The 20,440-nt window shown below is 70.7% G+C and carries 23 protein-coding genes; 6 read left to right on the top strand and 17 right to left on the bottom strand.

Annotated features, from left to right (window positions below; all coding sequences use genetic code 11):
* Positions 1-34: 34 nt before the first annotated feature.
* Entirely contained in the window at positions 35-607 is a 573-nt protein-coding gene (locus tag E3O23_RS06100; protein ID WP_134489168.1) for a dihydrofolate reductase family protein, read from the top strand.
* 3 nt (positions 608-610) lie between these two features.
* On the opposite strand, the gene E3O23_RS06095 is transcribed toward E3O23_RS06100, so the two are convergent.
* Positions 611-883: a DUF2277 domain-containing protein gene (locus E3O23_RS06095; RefSeq protein WP_134489166.1), complete on the bottom strand. Its 273-nt coding sequence runs from the start codon at positions 881-883 to the stop codon at positions 611-613.
* A gap of 883 nt (positions 884-1,766) precedes the next feature.
* Between E3O23_RS06095 and E3O23_RS18045 the strand changes: the two genes are divergently transcribed.
* Positions 1,767-1,934 carry a hypothetical protein gene (locus E3O23_RS18045; RefSeq protein ID WP_166790420.1) on the top strand — a complete coding sequence of 56 codons (168 nt, stop codon included), beginning with the start codon at positions 1,767-1,769 and terminating at the stop codon, positions 1,932-1,934.
* 46 nt (positions 1,935-1,980) lie between these two features.
* On the opposite strand, the gene E3O23_RS06090 is transcribed toward E3O23_RS18045, so the two are convergent.
* Positions 1,981-2,640: a hypothetical protein gene (locus E3O23_RS06090; protein ID WP_134489164.1), complete on the bottom strand. Its 660-nt coding sequence runs from the start codon at positions 2,638-2,640 to the stop codon at positions 1,981-1,983.
* Positions 2,641-2,952: 312 nt separating this feature from the next.
* On the opposite strand from E3O23_RS06090, the gene E3O23_RS06085 reads away from it, so the two are divergent.
* Positions 2,953-4,338, top strand: a complete 1,386-nt coding sequence (locus tag E3O23_RS06085) for an MBL fold metallo-hydrolase RNA specificity domain-containing protein (RefSeq protein WP_134489162.1) — start codon at positions 2,953-2,955, stop codon at positions 4,336-4,338.
* An 84-nt stretch (positions 4,339-4,422) separates the two neighbouring features.
* Here the strand turns inward: E3O23_RS06085 and E3O23_RS06080 are convergent, their stop codons facing one another.
* Both E3O23_RS06080 and E3O23_RS06075 read right to left on the bottom strand, forming a co-directional pair.
* A complete protein-coding gene (locus E3O23_RS06080) occupies positions 4,423-4,956 on the bottom strand; it encodes a DinB family protein (RefSeq protein WP_134489160.1) in 534 nt (177 codons plus the stop codon).
* Between the two features lie 9 nt (positions 4,957-4,965).
* Entirely contained in the window at positions 4,966-6,213 is a 1,248-nt protein-coding gene (locus E3O23_RS06075) for a serine hydrolase domain-containing protein (RefSeq protein WP_166790419.1), read from the bottom strand.
* Between the two features lie 275 nt (positions 6,214-6,488).
* Between E3O23_RS06075 and E3O23_RS06070 the strand changes: the two genes are divergently transcribed.
* Together E3O23_RS06070 and E3O23_RS06065 are read left to right on the top strand one after the other, a co-directional pair.
* The gene (locus E3O23_RS06070; protein ID WP_134489156.1) at positions 6,489-6,905 is read left to right on the top strand and encodes a DUF4383 domain-containing protein; all 417 of its coding nucleotides are present in this window, start codon (positions 6,489-6,491) and stop codon (positions 6,903-6,905) included.
* Between the two features lie 34 nt (positions 6,906-6,939).
* Positions 6,940-7,572, top strand: coding sequence for a hypothetical protein (locus E3O23_RS06065; RefSeq protein ID WP_134489154.1), 633 nt, complete (start codon positions 6,940-6,942; stop codon positions 7,570-7,572).
* Here E3O23_RS06065 and E3O23_RS06060 read toward each other — a convergent pair.
* Entirely contained in the window at positions 7,569-8,882 is a 1,314-nt protein-coding gene (locus tag E3O23_RS06060) for an ATP-dependent DNA helicase (protein ID WP_134489152.1), read from the bottom strand. The genes E3O23_RS06065 and E3O23_RS06060 overlap by 4 nt on opposite strands.
* A gap of 146 nt (positions 8,883-9,028) precedes the next feature.
* Here E3O23_RS06060 and E3O23_RS06055 point away from each other — a divergent pair, with 146 nt between their 5' ends.
* Positions 9,029-10,075 carry a hypothetical protein gene (locus tag E3O23_RS06055; RefSeq protein ID WP_134489150.1) on the top strand — a complete coding sequence of 349 codons (1,047 nt, stop codon included), beginning with the start codon at positions 9,029-9,031 and terminating at the stop codon, positions 10,073-10,075.
* A 42-nt stretch (positions 10,076-10,117) separates the two neighbouring features.
* Here E3O23_RS06055 and E3O23_RS06050 read toward each other — a convergent pair whose 3' ends face one another.
* From E3O23_RS06050 to E3O23_RS05995, 12 genes are all read right to left on the bottom strand, one after another.
* On the bottom strand, positions 10,118-12,094 hold the full coding sequence (locus tag E3O23_RS06050; protein ID WP_134489148.1) for a bifunctional copper resistance protein CopD/cytochrome c oxidase assembly protein: 1,977 nt from the start codon (positions 12,092-12,094) through the stop codon (positions 10,118-10,120).
* A 133-nt stretch (positions 12,095-12,227) separates the two neighbouring features.
* A complete protein-coding gene (locus E3O23_RS06045) occupies positions 12,228-12,515 on the bottom strand; it encodes an HU family DNA-binding protein (protein WP_134489146.1) in 288 nt (95 codons plus the stop codon).
* A 263-nt stretch (positions 12,516-12,778) separates the two neighbouring features.
* Positions 12,779-13,084 carry a 30S ribosomal protein S14 gene (gene rpsN, locus E3O23_RS06040; protein ID WP_092322742.1) on the bottom strand — a complete coding sequence of 102 codons (306 nt, stop codon included), beginning with the start codon at positions 13,082-13,084 and terminating at the stop codon, positions 12,779-12,781.
* A gap of 2 nt (positions 13,085-13,086) precedes the next feature.
* Entirely contained in the window at positions 13,087-13,254 is a 168-nt protein-coding gene (gene rpmG / locus E3O23_RS06035; protein ID WP_092322741.1) for a 50S ribosomal protein L33, read from the bottom strand.
* A complete protein-coding gene (gene rpmB, locus E3O23_RS06030) occupies positions 13,254-13,490 on the bottom strand; it encodes a 50S ribosomal protein L28 (RefSeq protein ID WP_092322739.1) in 237 nt (78 codons plus the stop codon). The genes rpmG and rpmB overlap by 1 nt, the downstream gene beginning before the upstream one ends.
* 185 nt (positions 13,491-13,675) lie before the next feature.
* Positions 13,676-14,068, bottom strand: a complete 393-nt coding sequence (locus E3O23_RS06025) for a Fur family transcriptional regulator (RefSeq protein ID WP_134489144.1) — start codon at positions 14,066-14,068, stop codon at positions 13,676-13,678.
* Positions 14,065-14,871 carry a metal ABC transporter permease gene (locus E3O23_RS06020; RefSeq protein ID WP_134489142.1) on the bottom strand — a complete coding sequence of 269 codons (807 nt, stop codon included), beginning with the start codon at positions 14,869-14,871 and terminating at the stop codon, positions 14,065-14,067. Before E3O23_RS06020 ends, E3O23_RS06025 begins: the two co-directional genes overlap by 4 nt.
* Entirely contained in the window at positions 14,871-15,737 is an 867-nt protein-coding gene (locus E3O23_RS06015; RefSeq protein ID WP_241983351.1) for a metal ABC transporter permease, read from the bottom strand. The genes E3O23_RS06020 and E3O23_RS06015 overlap by 1 nt, the downstream gene beginning before the upstream one ends.
* Positions 15,738-16,505 (bottom strand): metal ABC transporter ATP-binding protein, encoded by a 768-nt coding sequence (locus E3O23_RS06010; protein WP_241983350.1) that lies wholly within the window; start codon positions 16,503-16,505, stop codon positions 15,738-15,740.
* A 7-nt stretch (positions 16,506-16,512) separates the two neighbouring features.
* Positions 16,513-17,451, bottom strand: coding sequence for a metal ABC transporter substrate-binding protein (locus tag E3O23_RS06005; protein ID WP_134489138.1), 939 nt, complete (start codon positions 17,449-17,451; stop codon positions 16,513-16,515).
* A 73-nt stretch (positions 17,452-17,524) separates the two neighbouring features.
* On the bottom strand, positions 17,525-19,339 hold the full coding sequence (locus E3O23_RS06000) for a hypothetical protein (RefSeq protein WP_134489136.1): 1,815 nt from the start codon (positions 19,337-19,339) through the stop codon (positions 17,525-17,527).
* A 49-nt stretch (positions 19,340-19,388) separates the two neighbouring features.
* Positions 19,389-20,440 (bottom strand): dihydrolipoamide acetyltransferase family protein (locus E3O23_RS05995; RefSeq protein WP_134489134.1); only part of this gene is annotated, 1,052 nt, incomplete at its 5' end.

Here is a 20,440-nt window from a genome sequence, read left to right as displayed (position 1 = left end):
CGGCAGAACCAGCGCGTTGGAAGGGATCCGCTCCATGGCCACACTGAGCTACACCGGGATCACGTCCCTCGACGGCTACCTGGCCGACGCCGACGGCAGCTTCGACTGGGCCGTGCCGGACGACGAGGTGCACGCCTTCATCAACGACCTCGAACGATCGGTCGGCACCTATCTCTTCGGGCGCCGGATGTACGAGGTGATGAGCTTCTGGGAAACCGCGCACACCCTCGCCGACCCTCCGCCGGTCATCCGGGACTTCACGGCGATCTGGCAGGCGGCCGACAAGGTCGTCTTATCGAGGTCCCTGGCGACGACGTCCACCGCGCGCACGCGGATCGAGCGGTCCTTCGACCCGGACGCCGTCCGGCGGCTCCTGGCGGCGGCGCCGCGCGACGTCAGTGTGGGCGGCGCCGACCTGGCCGGCCAGGCGATCGCGGCCGGGCTGGTCGACGAGATCGGGATGTTCGTGGCGCCGGTCGTGGTGGGCGGCGGCACGCGCTTCCTCCCCGACGGGGTGCGGCTGAGGCTCGACCTGCTCGATGAACGCCGGTTCGGCAACGGCATGGTGTACCTGCGCTACCGGGTCGAACGGGCGCCCGGGGCGTAGCGGTTACGCCGCGGCGAACCGCTTCGCCGAGCGCGCCTTCGCCTTTTCGGCCTCGATATCCCGGTTCTTCGGCGGGGCGGCGCTGACCAGGTCCTCGAGCAGGTGCCTCGAGATGTGGGCGATCTCCGCGACCGCCCGGTCGAACGCCTCGGCATTGGCCTTCGACGGCCTGGTCGCGCCGCTGATCTTGCGCACGTATTGCAGTGCGGCCGCGTGCACCTCGTCGTCCGTGGCGGGCGGCTCGAAATTGTGGAGCGTGTGGATGTTCCGGCACATGCTTCAAGGGTAGCCCGGCACCGTGCATCCGTCACGGGAAGGGGCGCGCGGGCCTCGCGAGGCCGTCGCTCGCCTGCTACTGTCCTTTTGTCCACGGCAGGAGCGAGCACGGGATTGGCCGGACGAGTGCGAAACCACGGCGAGGAGGCCCCGAAGGCAGCGGCGGAGTTGGTCGCCGCGGCCGAGGAGGTGTACGCCCTGCCGCAGGCCGAATTCACCGGGACCCGCAACGACCGCGCGAAGGCCCTGGCGCAGCGGGACAAGGCGCTGGCCGGCCAGGTGCGTCGGCTGCCCAAGCCCTCGGCCGCCGCATGGGCCGTGAACATGCTGGCACGCCGCCGCCCCGACGAGATCGACGGCATCCTCGCTCTCGGCGCTTCCCTCCGCGAGGCCCAGCACACCCTCAACCGGGACGAACTCCAGCGGCTCGGCCGGGAGCGGCAGACCCTCATCGCCGCCGTGGCGCGCCGGGCCGGCGACCTCGCCCGGGAGCTCGGCGCCCCGATCAGCGACTCGGCCGTCGCCGAGGTCGCGCAGACCCTGCAGGCCGCGCTGGCCGACCCCGAAGCCGCGCTGGCGGTGCGCAGCGGCCGACTGGTGCGGGCGCTGGCGTCGACCGGATTCGAGCCGCCGGACCTGTCCGGCGCCGTCGCCGGGGCCGTCGCCGGGGCCGTCGCCGGTGCGGTCGCGCGGGCGGATGCCGCGCCGCGAACGGGTGCGAAATCGTCGGTCGAATCCGCCCAGGACGCCCGCCGATCGGAGCGGGAGGCTGCCCGCGCCCAGCGGGCACTCGACCTGGCCGAAGGCAGGTCCGCGGCGGCCGAGGCGGAGCTGCGGGCCGTGGAAAGCCGCCAGGCCGACCTGGCCCTGCGCCGCGAGCAGCGTGAAAGGGAAACTCGACGCGCTCCAGGACCGTGCTGCCGCCCTGGCGCGAGACCTGGCCGCGACGGCGACCGAGGCGCGGAGCCTGGCTCGGGACCGCGACCGGGCGAGCAGGGAGGCCGCCGAGGCAGGACGGGCCGTCGCTCGAGCACGGGAGGCACTCGGCTGAACGAGTTCTGCGCAGCATTCACTGCGCAGCGTTCACCGCACAGTGGTCACCGCACGGCGTTTACAGCACGGCCGGATCCTGCCTCGCCGCCCATTCCCTGCCGCGTGGCCACGTTGCGGACGGCGAAGTCGGCCGCCGCAACCACCACTCCGCCGCTGAGGGCCCCTGCCAGCATGAATGCGAGGGCCTCCGGATCGAACCCGGAGCCCATCGTCGTCAGCACGACGACGCCGACCGTGAAGCCGATCACCGCCAGCGCCGCAAGGATGCGGGCGATGTCGAGCCCGACGTGGTGCCGCCGCGTCGCGGAGAGGTCCCGCACGGCGTCGACGACCAGCCACACGACCAGCGCGAACAGCGCGGCCATCACCGCCACGAAGTATGCCAGCGCTCCAGCCATATCGGAGCCGGTCGCCAGCCGGACGAGCCAGGTAACCAGGGCCGCCAGCAGGGTTGCCGCGTAGACGGCGCCTCCGCCCAGGACGTACCCCGCAACGGCACCGAGGGTGGCCAGCCAGCCAACCCGGCGCCGATGCAGCAGCCAGGCCAGGACGGGACCGACGAAGAATCCGGCCACGCCGATGATCCAGGAAATCGTCGCCACGCCCGCGTTCCAGCCCGCAGCCGAGTCGAGCGCGAAACTCGCCGCCGTGCCCAGGGCGAATGCGCCGGCGGTCAGCAGGCATCCGTCTGCCGCCGGCATCACGCGTGACCGCCGAGACGGCCGTGGTCCCACCGGAGGGGATGGCGGTGACGGCTGGGACGGCGGTGACGGCGCTGATTCGGCTGACATTGTTCTTCGCCTCCATTTCTGGCGCCGAGTGTACTGCCGCCCCGGAAATCCCGCTGCGGCGGCCGCCGATTACGCGCTGTCATTCGCCATCGAGGCACAGGTCGCAGGCGCGAATGCCGGCGCGCCTGCCCTTGACAGGAGCGGTCGCCGAAAATAGCTTGGGGCCTGAACCGGCGACGCGGTGCAGGTCATCCGGAACTCCATCGACTTCGTGGGGAGGCCACCGTGGCGCAACGCTCAGATTCGGCACTCCACTTCCTCGGAGCCACCGACACCGTCACCGGGTCGCGGTACCTCGTCGAGTCGGGTGACCGCCGGGTGCTCATCGACTGCGGACTCTTCCAGGGTTACAAGCTCCTGCGCGACCGGAACCGCCTTCCCTTCCCGGTGCCGCCCGAATCCATCGACGCCGTGGTCCTCACCCATGCGCACCTCGACCACAGCGGATACCTCCCAGCCCTCGTGCGGGACGGCTTCACCGGCCCCATCTACTCAACGGTCGGGACCGCCGAATTGTGCGGCCTGGTCCTGCCCGACAGCGGCCACCTGCTCGAGGAGGAAGCGTCCTACTCGAAGAAACGCGGGTCGTCCCGGCACGCGAATCCCCGGGCGTTGTACACGGCAGAGGATGCGGTTCGCTCACTCGAGTCGTTCCGGGTTCGGGATTTCGACCAGGAACTGGACCTCGGGCCGGCTCTCCGGGCAAGCTTCATCCCCGCGGGGCACATCCTGGGCGCCGCCCAGGTCCGGCTCGACGTGGCCGGGACCGCGGTGCACTTCACCGGCGACCTCGGCCGGGCGGACGACCCCCTGATGAAGCCCCCACGGGCACTCGGGGCGGTCGACGTGCTCGTGGCCGAGTCGACCTACGGGGACCGGACCCACTCACCGGCCGACCCCGAGGAGGAACTCGGGTCGGTGATCCGGCGGGTGGCCAGGCGCGGCGGAGTCGTCCTGATCCCGGCCTTCGCCGTCGGCCGCTCGGAGTCCGTGCTGCTGCACCTGTCGCGCCTGCGGACGACGGGCGCGATCCCCCCGATCCCGATCTACCTGAACAGCCCGATGGCCATCGACGCCTCGGAGATCTACCGGCGCCACGCCGAGGAGCACCGCCTGACGCCGCAGGAATTCACCGAGATGTACCGGCTGGCCACGCTGGTGCACAGCGTCGACGAGTCGAAGCTGCTCAACCTGCGCGGCGGCCCGATGGTCATCATCTCCGCCAGCGGGATGCTCACCGGCGGCCGCATCCTGCACCACGTCATGGCCTACGGGTCCGACCGGCGCAATGCCATCATCCTGACCGGCTACCAGGCCGGTGGAACGCGCGGCGCCGCGCTCCTCCGCGGCGACGACCACCTTCGGATCTACGGGCGGGACGTGCCGATCAAGGCCGAGGTCGTCGCCCTCGAGAGCATGTCGGCCCACGCCGACGCCGACGGGGTCATCGAGTGGATGCGCGCCGCCCCGCGACCGCCAGCGATGACCTACCTCACGCACGGCGAGCCCTCCTCCGCCGATGCTCTGCGGTTGCGGATCAAGCACGAGCTCGGCTGGAACGCGAGGGTGCCGGAGCACCTCGAGTCCGTCGACCCCGCCCACCCCCGCTGACCCCCGCCGCCTTCGACATCCCCGCCTCTCCCTTCGCCGAACCGTGAGTTTGGCACCTTCGCGGGGCCCGGGAAGGTGCCGAACTCACAGTTCGGCGGGTGGGCGGCGGACGTCGTGGAGGTGGTGGACGGGGTCGTGAAGGAGGTACCGGGCGAGGGTGGTGACGGTGAAGCGGGCGCCGTCGCTGCGACGGCCGGTGCGCGCGCGGTCCGGCTCCCGAACGCCGGCCAGGGCATCGGCGAGGGATGCGGCGGCGACGGCGAGCTCCCGGCCGACCGTGGCCGGGTCCTGCTCGTTGTACCGCTCGGCGACCGCCGTGGCATCCTGGTCCCAATTCGCGAACGGCGGGTCGTCTTCGCTGAGCATGAGGCCCAGCCGCACCGCGAAGATCCGGTAGACGTCGCGCACGTGCGCCGCGTACTCGAGGGCGGACCAGGTGTGGTCGTTCGGGCGCACGGCCGCGTCGGTGCGCGCCAGGACGGGACCCCAGGCGGCCGCGTTCTCGCGAATCAGCCGGGGGATGTCGTCGAAGGCCACCTCGGCGGCACTGAAACCGCACTCGGGGCAGGGCTTCTCGAGGACCCAGGTCCAGTCCTTGGTGTCGGGGGTGATGGCCATGAACGGATTCTAGCCAGCGGCCACAGTCGCCGCCTGGCAGGCCGCGCCGGCGCGCATCGCCTCGGCGGCCTGCTCCGCCGACCAGGGCAGCCGGATGGCGGGAGCCTCGGCGGCCTCCGTCGCCGGCGCCTTCGCCGCGATCCCGGCGAGGCGTTGCGCGAGGGCCTGCACGAACGCGGACCCGGCGGTCGAGTTGTTGAGCACGACCGCGATGGTCAGGCCGCTCGCGGGGTCGACCAGGGTGGCGGAGAGGAAGCCCGGGATCGCACCGGCCTGGCCCCGCAGCGGGCCGAGCTGCTGGCCGCCCAGGCCGTAACGCTGCCACAGCGGGGACGTCCCGCCCTGCGGCACGGTCGCCCACTGCGCATCCGTCGAGGCCTCGGACAGGACGCTGCCCTCGGCGAAGGCCCGCGCCCAGGTCCTCAGGTCGGCGAGGGTTGAGACGACACCGCCGGCGACCCAGCCCATGGAATTGGACAGCTCGGTCTCGTCGCGCAGCTGGTCGCACGACGGCAGCCCTGCCGCGTCGACCGCCGCCGCGTAGCCGTGCGGGTGCGGGTCCGGGAGCCGGACGTCATCGCTCGAGGGGAAGGACGTCTGGGCGAGCCCCAGCGGCTCGAAGATGTACCTCCGGTAGAGGGAGCCCCAGTCCTGGCGGGTCGCCGACTGCAGCGCCATCCCGAGCAGGATGATGCCCGTGCTGGACTGCGACCAGGCGCCGCCCGGCGCCGAGAGGCGCTTGCCGGCCAGGCCGCTCGCGAGGATTTCCATGGGCGGCCACTGCCGGGTGGGATTGTCCACGAACTGGGGCGAGAGCGCACGATAGTAGTCCGCCAGTCCCGAGGTGTTCCGGCAGAGCTGGCCAAGCGTGATCCCCTCGACCTCGGCACTCCGGCTCAGGTAGCGGGAGACGAGGTCGTCGAGCCTCACCCGCCCATCCTCCACGAGCCTGAGCAGCACCGTGCAGGTCATCGACGTGGTGTTCGTCCCGATCCGGAACCGCATGTCGGGCGTCATCGGCGTATCGCCGGTCATCGTGGTGGTGCCGGGTGTCGCGACCCAGTCCCCGGCCCACGGCGCCCAGACCCCGGCCAGCGCCCCGGAGGATCCGGACAGGGCCAGCCCGTCGGCGAGGGCGGCATCGAGCCGTTCGGTGACGCCGGCCGGCAGCCGCGAGCCGGGCGGAACGGTCAGGTCCGGGGCCGAACGGGTCTCGTTGACGCAACCGGAGAAGGCGAGTGAGGCTCCGAGGATCATCGCGAGCGCGGCCCACCTGTGTCTCGGCCACCCGCGTCTCGGAACGGGTCGACTGTCCATTGGCACCCCCAGGCTCCCTAATGGCCCTTGTACCGGGGAGTGTACCCACGCGGAGGAATCCGCGCGCCGGCGGTGGGCGAAGAAATGCGCCCCGCCAGGTGCGGCGCACCGGGGGGTTCTCGGATCAGATTGGCAGCTAACACCAATCCGATTCACGGGCATCTCCGAACAACACCTGAACCCGATCACCGGGGCACCTAAGAGAGGCAACAGAAATGCGCACATCACCTAACAGACTGCTCGGCACCGTCTTCGGCGCGGTCTACGTACTCGTCGGCCTGCTGGGCTTCGCCGTCACAGGCGGCATCGGCTTCATTGCGACCGAGGGCGGCCTGCTCCTCGGGATCTTCGCCGTCAACCCGCTGCACAACGTCGCCCACCTGCTGATCGGCGCCGCACTGCTGATCGCCGGGCTCTCCAGCGTGTCCGCGGCCAAGGCCGTGAACTCCACCGTCGGAGCCGTCTACCTGCTCCTCGGGATCGTCGGATTCTTCATCGTCGGCTCGGCGCTGAACATTTTGGCCCTGAACACGGCCGACCACTTCCTGCACCTGGCCAGCGCCATCGTGCTCCTCGGCGCCGGCATCGGCGCGGAGCGGTCCGCTCGCGTCCACGCCACCGCGACCGCGTAGTCCGAACAGCGACACCCGAGGAGAGGAGCACCACATGACCCCCGTCGCTCGCACCTGGCTTGCCTTCGCCGCAATCGGCGCCGCACTGGTGCATCTGGCCGTCGGCGCCGGTGCTCCTCTCCCGCTCGCGATCATCCTGGTCGGCTTCGGCATCGCCGAACTCGGCTGGGGTGTCGCGACACTCATTCGAGGCCGCGTCCTGGCCCCGGATGCCACCGTCGCCCTCGCCCTCGTCCCGATCTTCGTCTGGGGCATCACGGCGATCCTCGGCAGCGGCCTGGGCGTCTCCGCAGATGCGACGGGACTGCCCTTCTACCCGATGGCCGTCGCCTCGTTCTTCGACATCGCGCTCGCCTGCTCCCTCGCCTGGTCCCGTCGCAGCGAAGCCAGGGACATCGACGCCCGGCCGGCGACAACGGATGCCGCGGCCTCCCCCCGTGCCGACGTCGCGGTCGCCTCACCCCAGCCGCAGGCGGCCTGGCGTTTCCTCGCCGCCCTGATGGTCGGCGGCATGCTGTTCTCCGGACAGACCACGAGCGCCCTGGCCGCCACGAGGGCCGGCGAGTTCGCCGTTCCGCACGGCTCGCACTCCACGCCGGGGACCGACGCTCCCGGCGGCCACACCGACCACGGCACCGGCCACACGGACGGCCACACCGGCCACTAGCCCCGGGGGATCTCCTCGGTGGCGAGGGCCGCACGCTCGCCCTGCATGAAGCGCTGCACGTTCTCGTCCACGATGACGTCGCTCGGACGCAGCGGGCGGGCCAGGTAGAGGCCCTCGAGGCTGGTCAGCCGGCTGAGGGCGACGTAGGTCTGGCCGGGGCTGAAGACCCGTGAGCCGAGGTCGACGACGGCTCGCTCGTAGGTGGCGCCCTGCGATTTGTGGATCGTCACGGCCCACGCCAGCCGCAGCGGGAACTGCGTGAACTCGGCCACGACATCCTTCTTCAGCTTCTTCGTCAGCGGGTTGTAGCTGTACTTGAACTTCTCCCACACCGCGGGCTCCACCTCGTGGGTGTCGCCGTCGATGTCGACGTACACCGTGGAGTCGACCTTCGTGACGGTGCCGATGCTCCCGTTCACCCAGCGCTGCCCGCCGTCCTGGTGGTTGGAGTCGTTGCGCAGGAACATCACCTGCGCCCCCACCTTGAGCTCGAGCACCTCGTCGGCCGGGAATGTGCGTCCGCCGAAGTCGCCGGTGATCTCCGCCTTGGCCGTGAGTGGCCGGCCGGAGAGGCGCTGCAGGGCGGCCGCGTTGATGCGGTTGACCGCGTCATTGCGGGTTGCCAGGGTGATGACCCCTTCACTGGGCGCCGGGCGTGCCCCCGCGGCGTTGAGCGCTCCGCCGATCTCGGCGGTGACCTGGCCGTGGCGCACGGCGTTGAGCATGTGCTTGAAGTCCGCGTCGTGCTGGCGGTGGATCTCGGTGAGCTCGAAGATGCGCAGCTCGGCGTCCTGCCAGACCTTCGCGTCGAAGAACCACATCGACCGGTAGGTGTCGGCGAAGTAGGCGCGCTCGTCGGAGTCGCCGGGCACCGGTGCCAGCTGGTACGGGTCGCCGAAGAGCACGATCTGCACCCCGCCGAAGGTGTCGTGCGGGCGCTGGCGGGCCTGGCGCAGGCTGCGGTCGATCGCGTCCATCAGGTCGGCGTTGACCATGGACACCTCGTCGATCACGAGCGTGTCGATGGTGTTGAGCAGCTTGCGGACCTGGTCGGACTGGTCGATCACGTGGTCGGCGATGACCCCGATCGGCAGCCGGAACAGGGAGTGGATGGTCTGCCCGCCGACGTTCAGCGCTGCCACGCCGGTCGGCGCCGCGATGACGATCTGCTTGCTGGTGTGCCAGGAGAGGTGGTTCAGCAGCGTCGACTTACCCGTGCCGGCGCGCCCGGTGACGAAAACGTTCTGGCGCGTGCTCTCGATCGCGGCGAAGACTTCGGCCTGCTCGCGGGACAGCGGGATCTCGGACACGGGGGCACTTTCGGTGGGCGCGGGTGGGGAACATTCCACTGTAACCGTCCCGGCCCGGCAAACGCCGGGACTTTCCGTGGCTGGGGATACGACCGTGGCGGAACGGTCGTTCGGGGGCGGCGAGCCCGCGCCCGTAGGATGTTGAAGTGACCATCGGGGACGGCGAGAGCCGGAGAAGCCTGCGGCGCGCCATCATCGCCGTGAGCGTGATCGCGGCGCTCCTGCTCGGCGCCCTCCTCGCCGCCATCGGTTCGCTGAACCGGGAGGTCTACAGCGCCGGCGGCTTCGTGCGCCAGTACCTCGAGGCCCTGGCCAGGCACGACCCCGCGAGCGCGCTGGCAATGCCCGGAGTCGAGCTGACGAACGCCCGGCTCACGGAGGCCGGGCTGCCCAGGGATGTCCCCTCGACGCTGCTGCGCGGGTCGGTGCTCGGCGAACTCAGCGACATCGAGCTGCGCAGCGACACCGCGGGCGACAACGGCCGCCACACCGTGGTCTACGACTTTCAGCTGGACGGCAGGAAGTCGACCATGGAATTCGCGGTGGCCCGCACCGGCGCTTTCGCCGGGGTCTTCGACAGCTGGCGCTTCACGACCAGCCCGCTGGCCGTGCTGCAGGTGACCGTGCTGCACGAGGCGACGTTCACGGTCAATGGGCTCACCCTCGACACGCGCGCCCACGCGGCGGCCGAGGCCCCTGTCACGTTCTCGAACCAGGCCGCCTACCTCGCCTTCGCCCCGGCGCTCTACGATTTCACGCACGATTCCACCCTGCTCACCGCCGCCAAGCAGGCGATCCCCGTCACCTCCGCCACCGCCGCCACGGATGTCACGATCGACGCGATGCCCAACAGGCGGTTCATCAAGCAGGTGCAGACCGAACTGAACGACTTCCTCACGGCCTGCGCGACGCAGAAGGTGCTGCAGCCCTCGAACTGCCCGTTCGGCATCGAGATCAACGACCAGGTGCAGGGGCTGCCGGCGTGGTCGATCGCGAGCTTCCCGGTGGTCGCCCTTGCGGCCGGACAGACCACGTTCGAGATGCCACCGACCGTCGGCCAGGCGCACATCGTCGTCGACGTCCGGTCCCTCTTCGACGGGGAGCTGACTACCCGCGACGAGGACGTGCCGTTCACGGTGGCCCTGAGCGTGACGATCAAACCGGACGGGGCGCTGGCGATCCAGCTGCACTGAGGCGGCCACACTGAGCCGGCCGCACTGAGCCGAAGCGGCCGGTTAGCGGTCGTGCGCGGCGAGCCGGGCGAGCCGGGCGTTGTATGCCTCGAGCTCGGCGTCACCGGTGCGGTCCTCGTTGCGGTCGCGGCGCCGTGATTCCTTCTCATCGCCGCGGCTCCATTGGATCACCACCGCGATCGCCAGGGCGATCGTCGGGATCTCGCCGATGCTCCAGGCGATGCCGCCGCCCGCCTGCTGGTCGGCGATGGCGCTCGGGCCCCACGCGCGGCCCATCGCCCCGTACCAGTCGGCGAGCAGCAGCCCGGTTCCGGTCATCAGGGCGACCCCGAAGAAGGCGTGGAACGCCATCGTGCCGAGCAGGAGCAGCAACCGGAACGCGTGCGGCAGCCGGTACGGCACCGGATCGATGCCGATCAGGGACTGCACGAACAGGTAGCCCGTGATCAGGAAGTGCACGACCATCCACTCATGGCCGATGTGGTCGGTGGTGGCCCAGCTGAACAGCGCCGAGTAGTAGAAGATCCAGAGTGAGCCGGCGAAGATGACGGCCGCCACGATCGGATGCGAGACGAACCCGGCGAACCGGGAGTGCACGGCCAGCAGGATCCATTCGCGCGAACCGCGGCTGCCGTCGTGGCGTTTGCGAATGGCGCGCGCGGCGAGAGTGACCGGCGCCCCGGGCACGAGGAGCACCGGCACGAGCATCGTCAGCGCCATGTGCGCGAGCATGTGGGTGGAGAAGAGGTACTTGCCGTACACGTTCACGCCGCCGTTGGTGATGTAGAACAGGGCCAGCATCCCCAGCACCCAGAAGATGGTGCGGTGGAGCGGCCAGGCGTCACCGCGGCGGCGGAGCCGCCGCACCCCGGCGAGGTAGAAGAAGATGCCGAAGGCGCAGAAGAGCACCCAGGCGAGGTCGACGTTCCACTCGGTGAAGTAGCGGGAGAAGGTGAGCTCGGGCGGCAGCGGCTCCCCGGTGAGGAGTTGCGCTGGCGTCGCGGTCGGGATCTCGTCCGCGGTGACCTGCGCGACGGGCGGTGCCGTCTTCGCGAGCGCCGCGGCGACGCCGGAGGCCAGCCCCATGAAGGCGAGCTCCGCGGTGACGAGCCACCAGAACCACCGACCGGAGTTTCGTGTGCCGGCCGTCATCCGGCCGATGACGAACCGTCGCTGGATGGCACCGAAGCCGCCCAGGACGATCAGCGCCGCCACCTTCACCAGGACGAGCACGCCGTAGGGGCTGAGGAGACGGTCCAGGCTGCCGAGGCGCAGCTCCGCGCTGACGTAGCCCGAGGCGGCGACCACGATGAAGCAGACCACAGCGACGGTCGAGTAGCGGGAGAGAACAAGATCGAGGCGGGCGGCGCCGAGCCGGTCGCGGAGCACGACCACGGTGAGCAGGCCGCCCAGCCAGACCGCGGCGAAGAGGAGGTGCAGGCCGAGGGCGGTGATCGCCGCGTCGTGGCCGGCGGCGCCCGCCGAGTGCCCCTGCAGCGCCATCGGGACGAGCGCGGCGACCGCGAGGACGGCCACGAAGACGATTGCCGTCTGGTTTCGGACCGCGAAGCAGAGCACCGTGACGCCGGCGGCGATAAGGGACGTGCCGAGCCAGGCCTGGCCGATTTCGATCTGGCTGAAGAACTGGCCCATCGTCGCGCTGAACCGGTCGTCGAAGCTGAGCGAGACGTTCGTCACCTGCAGGAAGGTGAGGAACCCGGTGAGCGCGGCGGCGACGGTGAAGACGGCGGCGGATGCCGCGGCGAAGTCGAGCGCGGTGTTGAACTCGCGTTCCCTGGGGCTCAGCGCGAAGGCGGTGAGGACCAGGGCGCCGATGGTTCCGGCGGCGCCGAGGTTGACCAGCAGCTTGGCTGCCGGCAGGCCCCAGCGCACCACGGGCCCCGGGTCGGCCAGAAGCTGTGCGGCCGAGCCGCCACCGTAGGCGAGCCCGGCGAGAGTCGCCAGCAGAGCGACCAGCAGCAGGGCTGCCGGACCGACGAGGCGGACAAGACGTGGCACCCAGCCAGCCTAACCGTGCGGGCCGGGCCCCGGCTCCGGCCGGAGCCGCGCCGACTTTGCCTGTTCCGCGCAGCGGGTACAGCAGAGGGCGCCGACCGAGGTCGACGCCCTTCTGTCATGCAGGTACCGGATGTTACTTCGCGGCGGCCTTGAGCTTGCTGCCGGCGGTGAGCTTGACGCGGTGGCCCGCGGCGATCTGGATTTCTTCGCCCGTCTGCGGGTTGCGGCCGGTGCGAGCGGCGGTTGCGGTGCGCTCGACTCCGAGCCATCCCGGGATCGTGACCTTGCCGTCGTTGGCAACGGTGTCGGCGAGGGTTGCGAAGAAAGCGTTCAGAACGCTGTCGACGGCAGTCTGGCTCTGGCCAGAGTCTGCGGCAACCTTGGCAACGAGCTCGGTCTTGTTCAGCGACTTGTCAGCCATTGAGTGTCCTCCTCGGACCTTCGTAGAAACAGGTAGTTAGGGCGAACGGATGCGGCTCCTGGGAACCACTCCGCTGGTCGGTTCGACCGCGTTGAATCTAACAGAGATCGGCGGAATTACGCGGATTTACGGCCATTCGAGGCCTATTTGCACGGCGAGTCGCGCCTTTTTTCGCTCAACGCGGAACGACACAGGGGATGCCGACCGAAGTCGACATCCCCTGAGGACGTTTCGGATGACCGCCCAGGCGGCCGTCCGGGGTGTTACCAGCTGGACTTGGTGATGCCGGGCAGCTCGCCCCGGTGCGCCATGTCGCGGAAGCGAACGCGCGAGATGCCGAACTTGCTGAGGTGTCCGCGGGGACGACCGTCAACCGCGTCGCGGTTGCGCAGGCGCACCGGCGAAGCGTTGCGGGGAAGCTTCTGCAGGCCCAGGCGGGCGGCCTCACGGGACTCATCGGTGCCGTTCGGGTCGATGAGAGCCTTCTTCAGCTCGAGGCGCTTGGCGGCGTATCGTTCAACGATCACCTTGCGCTGGTTGTTCTTGGCAATCATGCTCTTCTTCGCCATTTTTAGCGCTCCTCACGGAAGTCAACGTGCTTGCGCACTACGGGGTCGTACTTCTTGAGCACGAGACGGTCGGGGTCGTTGCGACGGTTCTTGCGGGTCACGTAGGTGTAACCCGTTCCGGCGGTCGAACGAAGCTTGATGATCGGACGGACGTCATGCTGCTTTGCCATTAGATCTTCACCCCACGAGCGAGTACGTCCTTGACGACGGACTCGATGCCGCGTGCGTCAATGACCTTGATGCCCTTGGCCGACAGGGTCAGCGTGACGTTCCGGCGGAGCGAGGGTACGTAATATGTCTTCTTCTGGACATTCGGGTCGAAGCGACGCTTGGTGCGTCGGTGCGAGTGCGAAATGTTGTGTCCGAAGCCGGGAACGGCTCCAGTCACCTGGCAGACAGCTGCCATGGTTTCCTCCATTACCGAAGGGCGAATGCCCTTCCCAAGATCTCTTGTCGGCCGGAACGCAGTCACTCACCACGAATGGAGGTGGCCGCGAAAACGGCAATGCACGCACGGATGTGCGCAGCAACGGTCAACTCTACGGCCTCGGCGCCCCATCCGCAAACCGTCGGCGCTACGGGACACCTGCGCTACGGGGCGACGGGGGCGCAGGCGGCGCAGAGGCCGAAGACGTCGACGACGTGCGCGGCCTGGCTGAAGCCGTGCTCGGCCGCCACGTTCCTGGCCCAGATTTCCACGGCATCCGCCTCGATCTCCACGGTGACGCCGCAGTTGCGGCAGATCAGGTGGTGGTGGTGGTCGTTGGTGCTGCAGGCGCGGTACAGGCTCTCGCCCTCCGGCGACTGCAGGGAGTCCGCGGCGCCCTCCGCGGCGAGGTCCGCGAGCGCCCGGTAGACCGTGGCGAGGCCGATCGGCGAGCCGGTGGCATGCAGGGTGGAGTGCAGGCCCTGCGCGCTGACGAAACCCTCGGCCTTGTCGAGGGCCGCACGCACGGCCTCCCGCTGCCAGGTGTTTCGTTTCATGCTCTCCACCGTATCCGCGCCCGGCCGAGGGCTCGCACCGCGAGTGCGGCCAGGAAGAACGCGGCCGCCGTGAGCGCGATCGCGGGCCCGGCCGCCACGTCGAGGGCGAGGGAGAGCAGCACGCCGATGACCCCGGAGGCCGCGCCGACCAGGGGCGCGGCGACGAAGATCTGGCCCGGCGTGCGGGCGAGCAGCCGCACGGCGGCCGCGGGAGCCGCGATCAGCGCGATGGCGAGGATGGCGCCGACGGCCGGCATCGCCATCACCACAGTGCCGGTGATCAGGGCGAGGCTGAGCAGTTCGATCGGCCATTCCCGATAGCCCGCGGCGCGGAATCCGCCCTTGTCGAAGGTGGAGAAGATGATCTCCTTGCCGAGGAAGACGACCACGGCGACGGCAACGACGAGAACGCCGGTGGCCAGGATGAGATCGCCGGTCGTCACGGTGAGGATCGACCCGACGAGGTAGGAGTCGACCTGCACGGGCAGAGACGGGTTCAGGGCCTGGAGGAGCACCCCGAGGGCGAAGCCGGCGGTCAGCACGATGCCGGACGCCACCTGGCTGCCATGCCGCTCGACCTTGCCGATCAGGGTCATGACGCCGACGATCGCGACGCTCGCGATGGCCGCACCGAGGGGGATGCTGACGCCCAGGACCGCGGCGCCGACCGCCCCGGGGAAGGTCGCGTGGGTGAGTGCCTGGGCGAAGAACGTTCGCCGGCGCAGCACGACGAGCGCGCCCACCAGTCCGGAGAGTGCCCCGATCACGAGGGCGGCCAGCAGCGCCTTCTCGAAGTAGCCCATCAGCGGGCCGTCCTGCCGCGGACGCGGTCGACGGCCAGCCGGGCGAGGAGGACGACGGCGTGGCCGGCGACCAGCACGAGCACCACGGTCGCGCCGCTCGGCAGGTCGACGCCGAAGTCGACGGATGCCGCGTAACCGAGCGCGAGCCCCAGCCACGCCGCCACCCCGGAGAACAGCGCGGCGAGGGGGAAGAGCAGCCACAGCCGCGAGGTCAGCAGGCGCGCCACCGCGCCGGGCACGATCAGCACAGCGAGCACGAGCAGGTTGCCCACGGCGCTCGACGCCGCCACGACGACGAGCGCGATCGCGGAGTTGAGCAGCAGGTCGAGCAGGAGCGGGCGATAGCCGGCCGCGGTGAACCCGGTGTGGTCGAAGGCCCGGAAGACCTGCTCCTTGAGGGTGACCAGCACGACCAGCAGGGCGACGCCGCAGATCACGATCGTCTGCACGACCTCGGCCGGGCCGACGGTCAGCAGGCGCCCGAACAGGAGTTGCTCGAGCTGGCCGGCGTAGTCCGCCTCCCGGGTGACAACGATGACGCCGACGCTGAACATGGCGGTGAAGACGACCGCGATGCCGGCATCCGTGGGCACGCTGCTGCGCGCGATCAGGGTGAGCGTCACCGCGGCGACGAGCGCGGCGATCATCGCGCCGGCGAAGAGCCCCTGCTGGCCGCCCCAGACGAAGCCGACGGCGATGCCGGGGAAGACCGCGTGGGTCAGCCCGTCGCTGATGAATTCCAGCCCGCGCAGGTTCACCAGGACCCCGACGACGCCGGCGACCAGGCTGAGCACGGCCATCACGGCCAGCGCCCGGGCCATGAACGGCAACGAGAAGGCGTCGAACAGGAAACCGGCGAGGTCCACCTAGTGGCCCTCGTGTCCGGGCAGGACGACCGTGTGTTCGTCCATTTCGACGCCAACGCCCTGGAAGGTGCGCTGCACATTGTCCAGGGTCAGCACCCGATCGCGCGGGCCGAACGCCACCTGGCTGCCGTTGAGCAGCAGCACCTCTTCGCAGACCGCTCGGGCGAGTTCGAGGTCATGGGTCGACACGAGCAGGGCGACGCCGCGCGCCTTCAACCGCTCGACCGTGCCGATCAGGGCGTCCCGGTTCTCCGGGTCGAGGCCGTTGAACGGTTCGTCCAGCAGCAGCAGGCGGGGACCGGACACGAGTGCCCGCGCCAGCAGGCCGCGCTTCTGCTGCCCGCCGGACAGTTCGCCGAACCGGCTCTTCGCCCGGGCCGTCAGGCCCACCGTGTCGAGGGCGCGCGCGACCGCCTCGCGGTCACGCTTCGACGGCAGGCGCAGCCAGCCGAGCGAACGGTACCGGCCCATCATCACGACCTGCTCGAGGGTGATCGGGAACTGCGGGTCGAGCTCTTCGGTCTGCGGCAGGTAGCCGACCGTCCCGGCCGCGGCGGTCGCCTCGCCGAGCACCTCGACCGTGCCGCCGACCCGCGGGATGAGCCCGAGGATGCCCTTGAGCAGGGTCGACTTGCCCGAGCCGTTGGGCCCGATCAGGGCGACGGCCTCGCCCGGCGCCAGCTCGAAGGTGATCTGCTCCAGGGCGGGCTCACGTCCGTAGCTGAAGGATGCGCCGGAGACCGCCAGGGCGGGAGTGTTCGCGTTCACGGCACCACTATTCCAGTCCGGCCGGGACGGAGCTGGGCGTGACGCCCCAGGATTCGAGGATCCGGGTGACATTGTGCAGCTGCGCGCCGATGTACGTCTCGCCGTCGCTGCCGGCCGGGCCGAGCGAGTCGACGTAGAGGGCATCCGGGCCGGAGTAGACGCGCACCCCGGCCTCGTCGGCGATCGTCTGCGCGGCCTTCGGGTTGAGCGATGCCTCGGAGAACACGGCCTTGACCCCGGTCTCGGCGATCGCGGCCACGAGCTTGTCGATCTCGGCGGCGCTGGGCTCCGCGTTGTCGTCGAAGCTCGGGATGACGGACCCGACGTAGGTCACGTCGTAGGCGGCGGTGAAGTAGCCGAGCGCGTCGTGGTTGCTGACCAGCAGCCGTTCGGCGGCCGGCACGGCATCGATGTTGTCGCGGGTCCACTCGTCGAGCAGGGTGAGTTCGGCGCCGTAGGCGGTCGCGTTGGCGTCGAACCCCGCGGCGAGCGGAGCGTCGGCGTCGCCCAGCCCCGCGGCGATCGTGTCCACCATGGCGTTGGCGTTCCGGGGGTCGGTCCAGACGTGCGGGTTGTCGCCGTCCAGCAGGGTGATCCCCGTGCTGGCGTCGATCGTGACTCCGCCGAACCCGGAGGCGGCAATCGCGTCGTCGAGCCAGGTTTCGAGCCCGACGCCGTTGACGACGAGCACGTCGGCGTGCCCCAGCGCGGTCAGGTCCGCGGCCGACGGGTCGAAGCTGTGGGCGCTTTGGTTGGGCTGGATCAGCTGGGTGAGCTTGACGTCGGCCGTGTCGCCGACGACCGAACGGGTGAAGTCGGCCACCTGCGTCGTCGTCGCCACGATGCTGAGCCCGGCCTGGGGCTCGGTCGGGCCGGCCGCGCAGCCGGAGAGCGCGACCACGGCCGCGGCCACGAGGGCGGTAAGGGAGAGCTGTCTGTGTCGCACGCTGTGACGCTACGCCTATTGATAATGATTGTCAAAACCAATAGCCTGGCTGAGCGAGCCCGTCGGGCGTCGGTCACTGGTAGGTGACCAGGTCCGGACTCGGCGAAACCTGGGTCATGGTCTGGGCCGGGGTGAGCATCGGGTGGTCCTCGTCGATGAAGTTCTTCCAGCCCCAGCCGATGCCCGCCGGCGCGCCCGCCTGCAGTGCGCGCCAGGTTGCCTGCTTCGCGGGCTGGCCGCCGAGCCCGTCGACGTGCAACAGGAGGGCGAGCTCGGGGCGGGAGGTGTCGAGGGTGTCCCGATGCCGGATCATCTTCAGGCTGAACTGGTGCAGCACGAGCAGTTTCTGCGGGAGTGCGTGCCTGCTGGTCAGGTCGGCGAGCCAGGTGACCACCGAGTTGAGCTCCGCGGCGTCCACCGATCCGATCTGCTCGAGGTGGCGCTGGGTCTTCCCGAGCCGCCACTCCGGGTCGAGGGCGAGTCCTACATGCGGCAGTTCGAGCAGCGACTCGTAGCGCTTGGCCTGGCTGAGGAAATCGGTGCGTCCCGGCTGCAGGTCGAGAACGACGTAGACGCCGGCCTTGCCCGCGGCCTCGACCCAGGGCCGCAGGCCGTCGACGGAGAGTTCGTTGGAGTAGTTCCCGTCGGCGCCCTCTGCCCCGGCCGCGACAGTGGCGATGATCTCCATCATCGGCACGACGGTGCGGTCGGTGTGCGCCGCGTACAGGCCGGCCATGCTTTTCGCCCGGGTGATCGCCGCCGGCAGCTCCTGTTCGCCGAGCACGCCGAGCGCCGACGTTCCCGGCGTTCCGTAGAGCGCGACGAGCAGCCGCCCGGGGAAGAGCAGCTGCCCGCCGCCGGGCAGCTGGGTGCCGGTGGTGGCGGCTGCGACCTTCCAGGCCAGGTTCGCCTCGCCGCCGAACGCCGCGCCGAGGGCGAGCACGGCAGACGGCCGGGCGGCTCCGAGCGCCTTCACCAGGGCCGCGGATGCCTGCGGGTTCGGCCGGTCGGCCGGCACGGGCAGCACCTCGACGCCGGCCGCCCGGGCCGTGGCGGCGCCGGCCAGCTGGGCCGGGTCGTTCACCGCGAGGACCAGCACCCCGGCCTGCGGCACGGTTCGCCGCACACGCGGGAGAGTGACGATCGGTCGGCTCGGGGCCGTCGCGGTCGGCGTGCCCGGGGCCAGGTCGGCGCCCGGGCTCGTATCCGGGGCCAGGCTCGTATCCGGGGTCAGGCTGAGCAGGAGCGGAGCGTCGGCCGTGAGCGTCGCGACGGCGGCCAGCGCCTCCGCCGAGGCCACCGTCTCGGTCTCGGTCTCGGCCTCGGTCTCGGTGGCGCGCCTGCCCGGCAGGATGGCGCCGAGCGCGGCGGCCGTGGCGTCCACGTGCAGCACCGTCGGCCCTGCCGGGTCGATCCCCGCCGGCCGGCCGGAGAGGTCCCCGCCCACCATGAGCACGGAGGACGCCCCGAGGCGGCTGAGCTCGTCCTCGAGCGCGGCGGTCCCGGCCGGCGCAGCCGTCGCCGGCGCGAGCAGGAGCGGGGCGCCGAGCGCGACCGCGGCCGAGGAGGCGAGGAGCTGGGCCGCCAGGTCGCCCACCGGCGCGATGACGACCAGTTGCGCGCGTGAATACAGGGCGGCGCTGACCGCGATGGCGGCGCCGACCGGATCGACGCCGGCGATCACGGTGAGCGGGTTGCTCGGCAGGGCCGTCTTCGCGGCGAGCACGGGCCCGGACGGCCGCTCGCTCGCGGCCGGGGCATCCGCGGCCGGGGCATCCGTGGACGGCGCCGGCTCGGCCACGCAGCCGGTGAGCAGCAGCAGCGATCCGAGGAGAAGGGCGCAGGCGCCGCGGGCAGCACGGGCAGCGCCGCCGTCTGGATTGCTCATCGGTCCTCCCCCGTCTTGCCCGTTGGCACCGTGCCCGCCGGCCGCCGCTCTATTCGAGCAGCAGCGCCGGCTCCTCGATGATGCTCGCCACGTCGGCAAGGAAGCGGCTGGCGACATCCCCGTCGACGACGCGGTGGTCGAAGCTGGCGCCGATGGTCGTGACGTACCGCACGCGGACTTCGCCGTCGACGACCCACGGCTTCTGCTTGATCGTGCCGAGCGCCACGATCCCGGCCTCACCGGCATTGAGGATGGGCGTTCCCGTGTCCATGCCGAACACGCCGATGTTCGTGATCGTGATCGTGCCGCCGGCCATCTCGGCCGGGCTCGTCTTGCCGTCCCGGGCGGTGATCGTCAGCCGTTCGAGCGCCGAAGCGAGCTCGAGCAGGCTCATGTCCTGGGCTTCCTTGACGTTGGGCACGATCAGCCCGCGCGGCGTCGCCGCGGCGATGCCGAGGTTGACGTAGTGGCGGATGATGACCTCGTCGTCGGTGAAGGTCGAGTTGACGGTCGGGTTGCGGCGCACCGCCCAGATCATGGCCTTGGCCATGATCAGCAGCGGCGACACCCGCACCCCGGCGAAGTCGGTCGACGCCTTGAGCCGCTTGACGAACTCCATCGTGCGGGTGGCGTCGACGTCGACGAAGAGGCTCACGTGCGGCGCGGTGAACGCGCTCTTGACCATCGCCTGGGCGATGGCCTTGCGCACCCCCTTCACCGGGATGCGCTCCTCGCGGTCGGCGGGCCACTCCGGGGTCTCGATATTGCGGAAAACGCTCGCCTGGGTCGCCTCGCGCAGCACGTCCTCGCGGGTCACGTCGCCGATCGGGCCCGTCGGGGTGACCTCCGCGAGGTCGACGCCGAGGTCCTTGGCGAGCTTCCGGATCGGCGGTTTGGCGATCACGGGTCCGACCGGGGCGGCGGGCGCCTGCCGCGGGAGCGGGGTGACGGCCGGGCGGGCGGATGCCGCGGCGGGCGGGGCCATCGACTCGTGCGGGACTCGGACGCCGCTGTGGCGCTTGCGGCGGGTCGGCATGGTCGCCGCGGCGCCGCGGCCGACGAGGACCGCCGGCGACCCGTCGTCGCTGATCGTGTTGCCGG

It is taken from the genome of Cryobacterium tagatosivorans (assembly GCF_004402215.1).
Taxonomy (GTDB): domain Bacteria; phylum Actinomycetota; class Actinomycetes; order Actinomycetales; family Microbacteriaceae; genus Cryobacterium; species Cryobacterium tagatosivorans.
The sequence above is the reverse complement of the archived record's forward strand: the minus strand, read 5'-3'. Positions and strand labels throughout refer to the sequence as shown.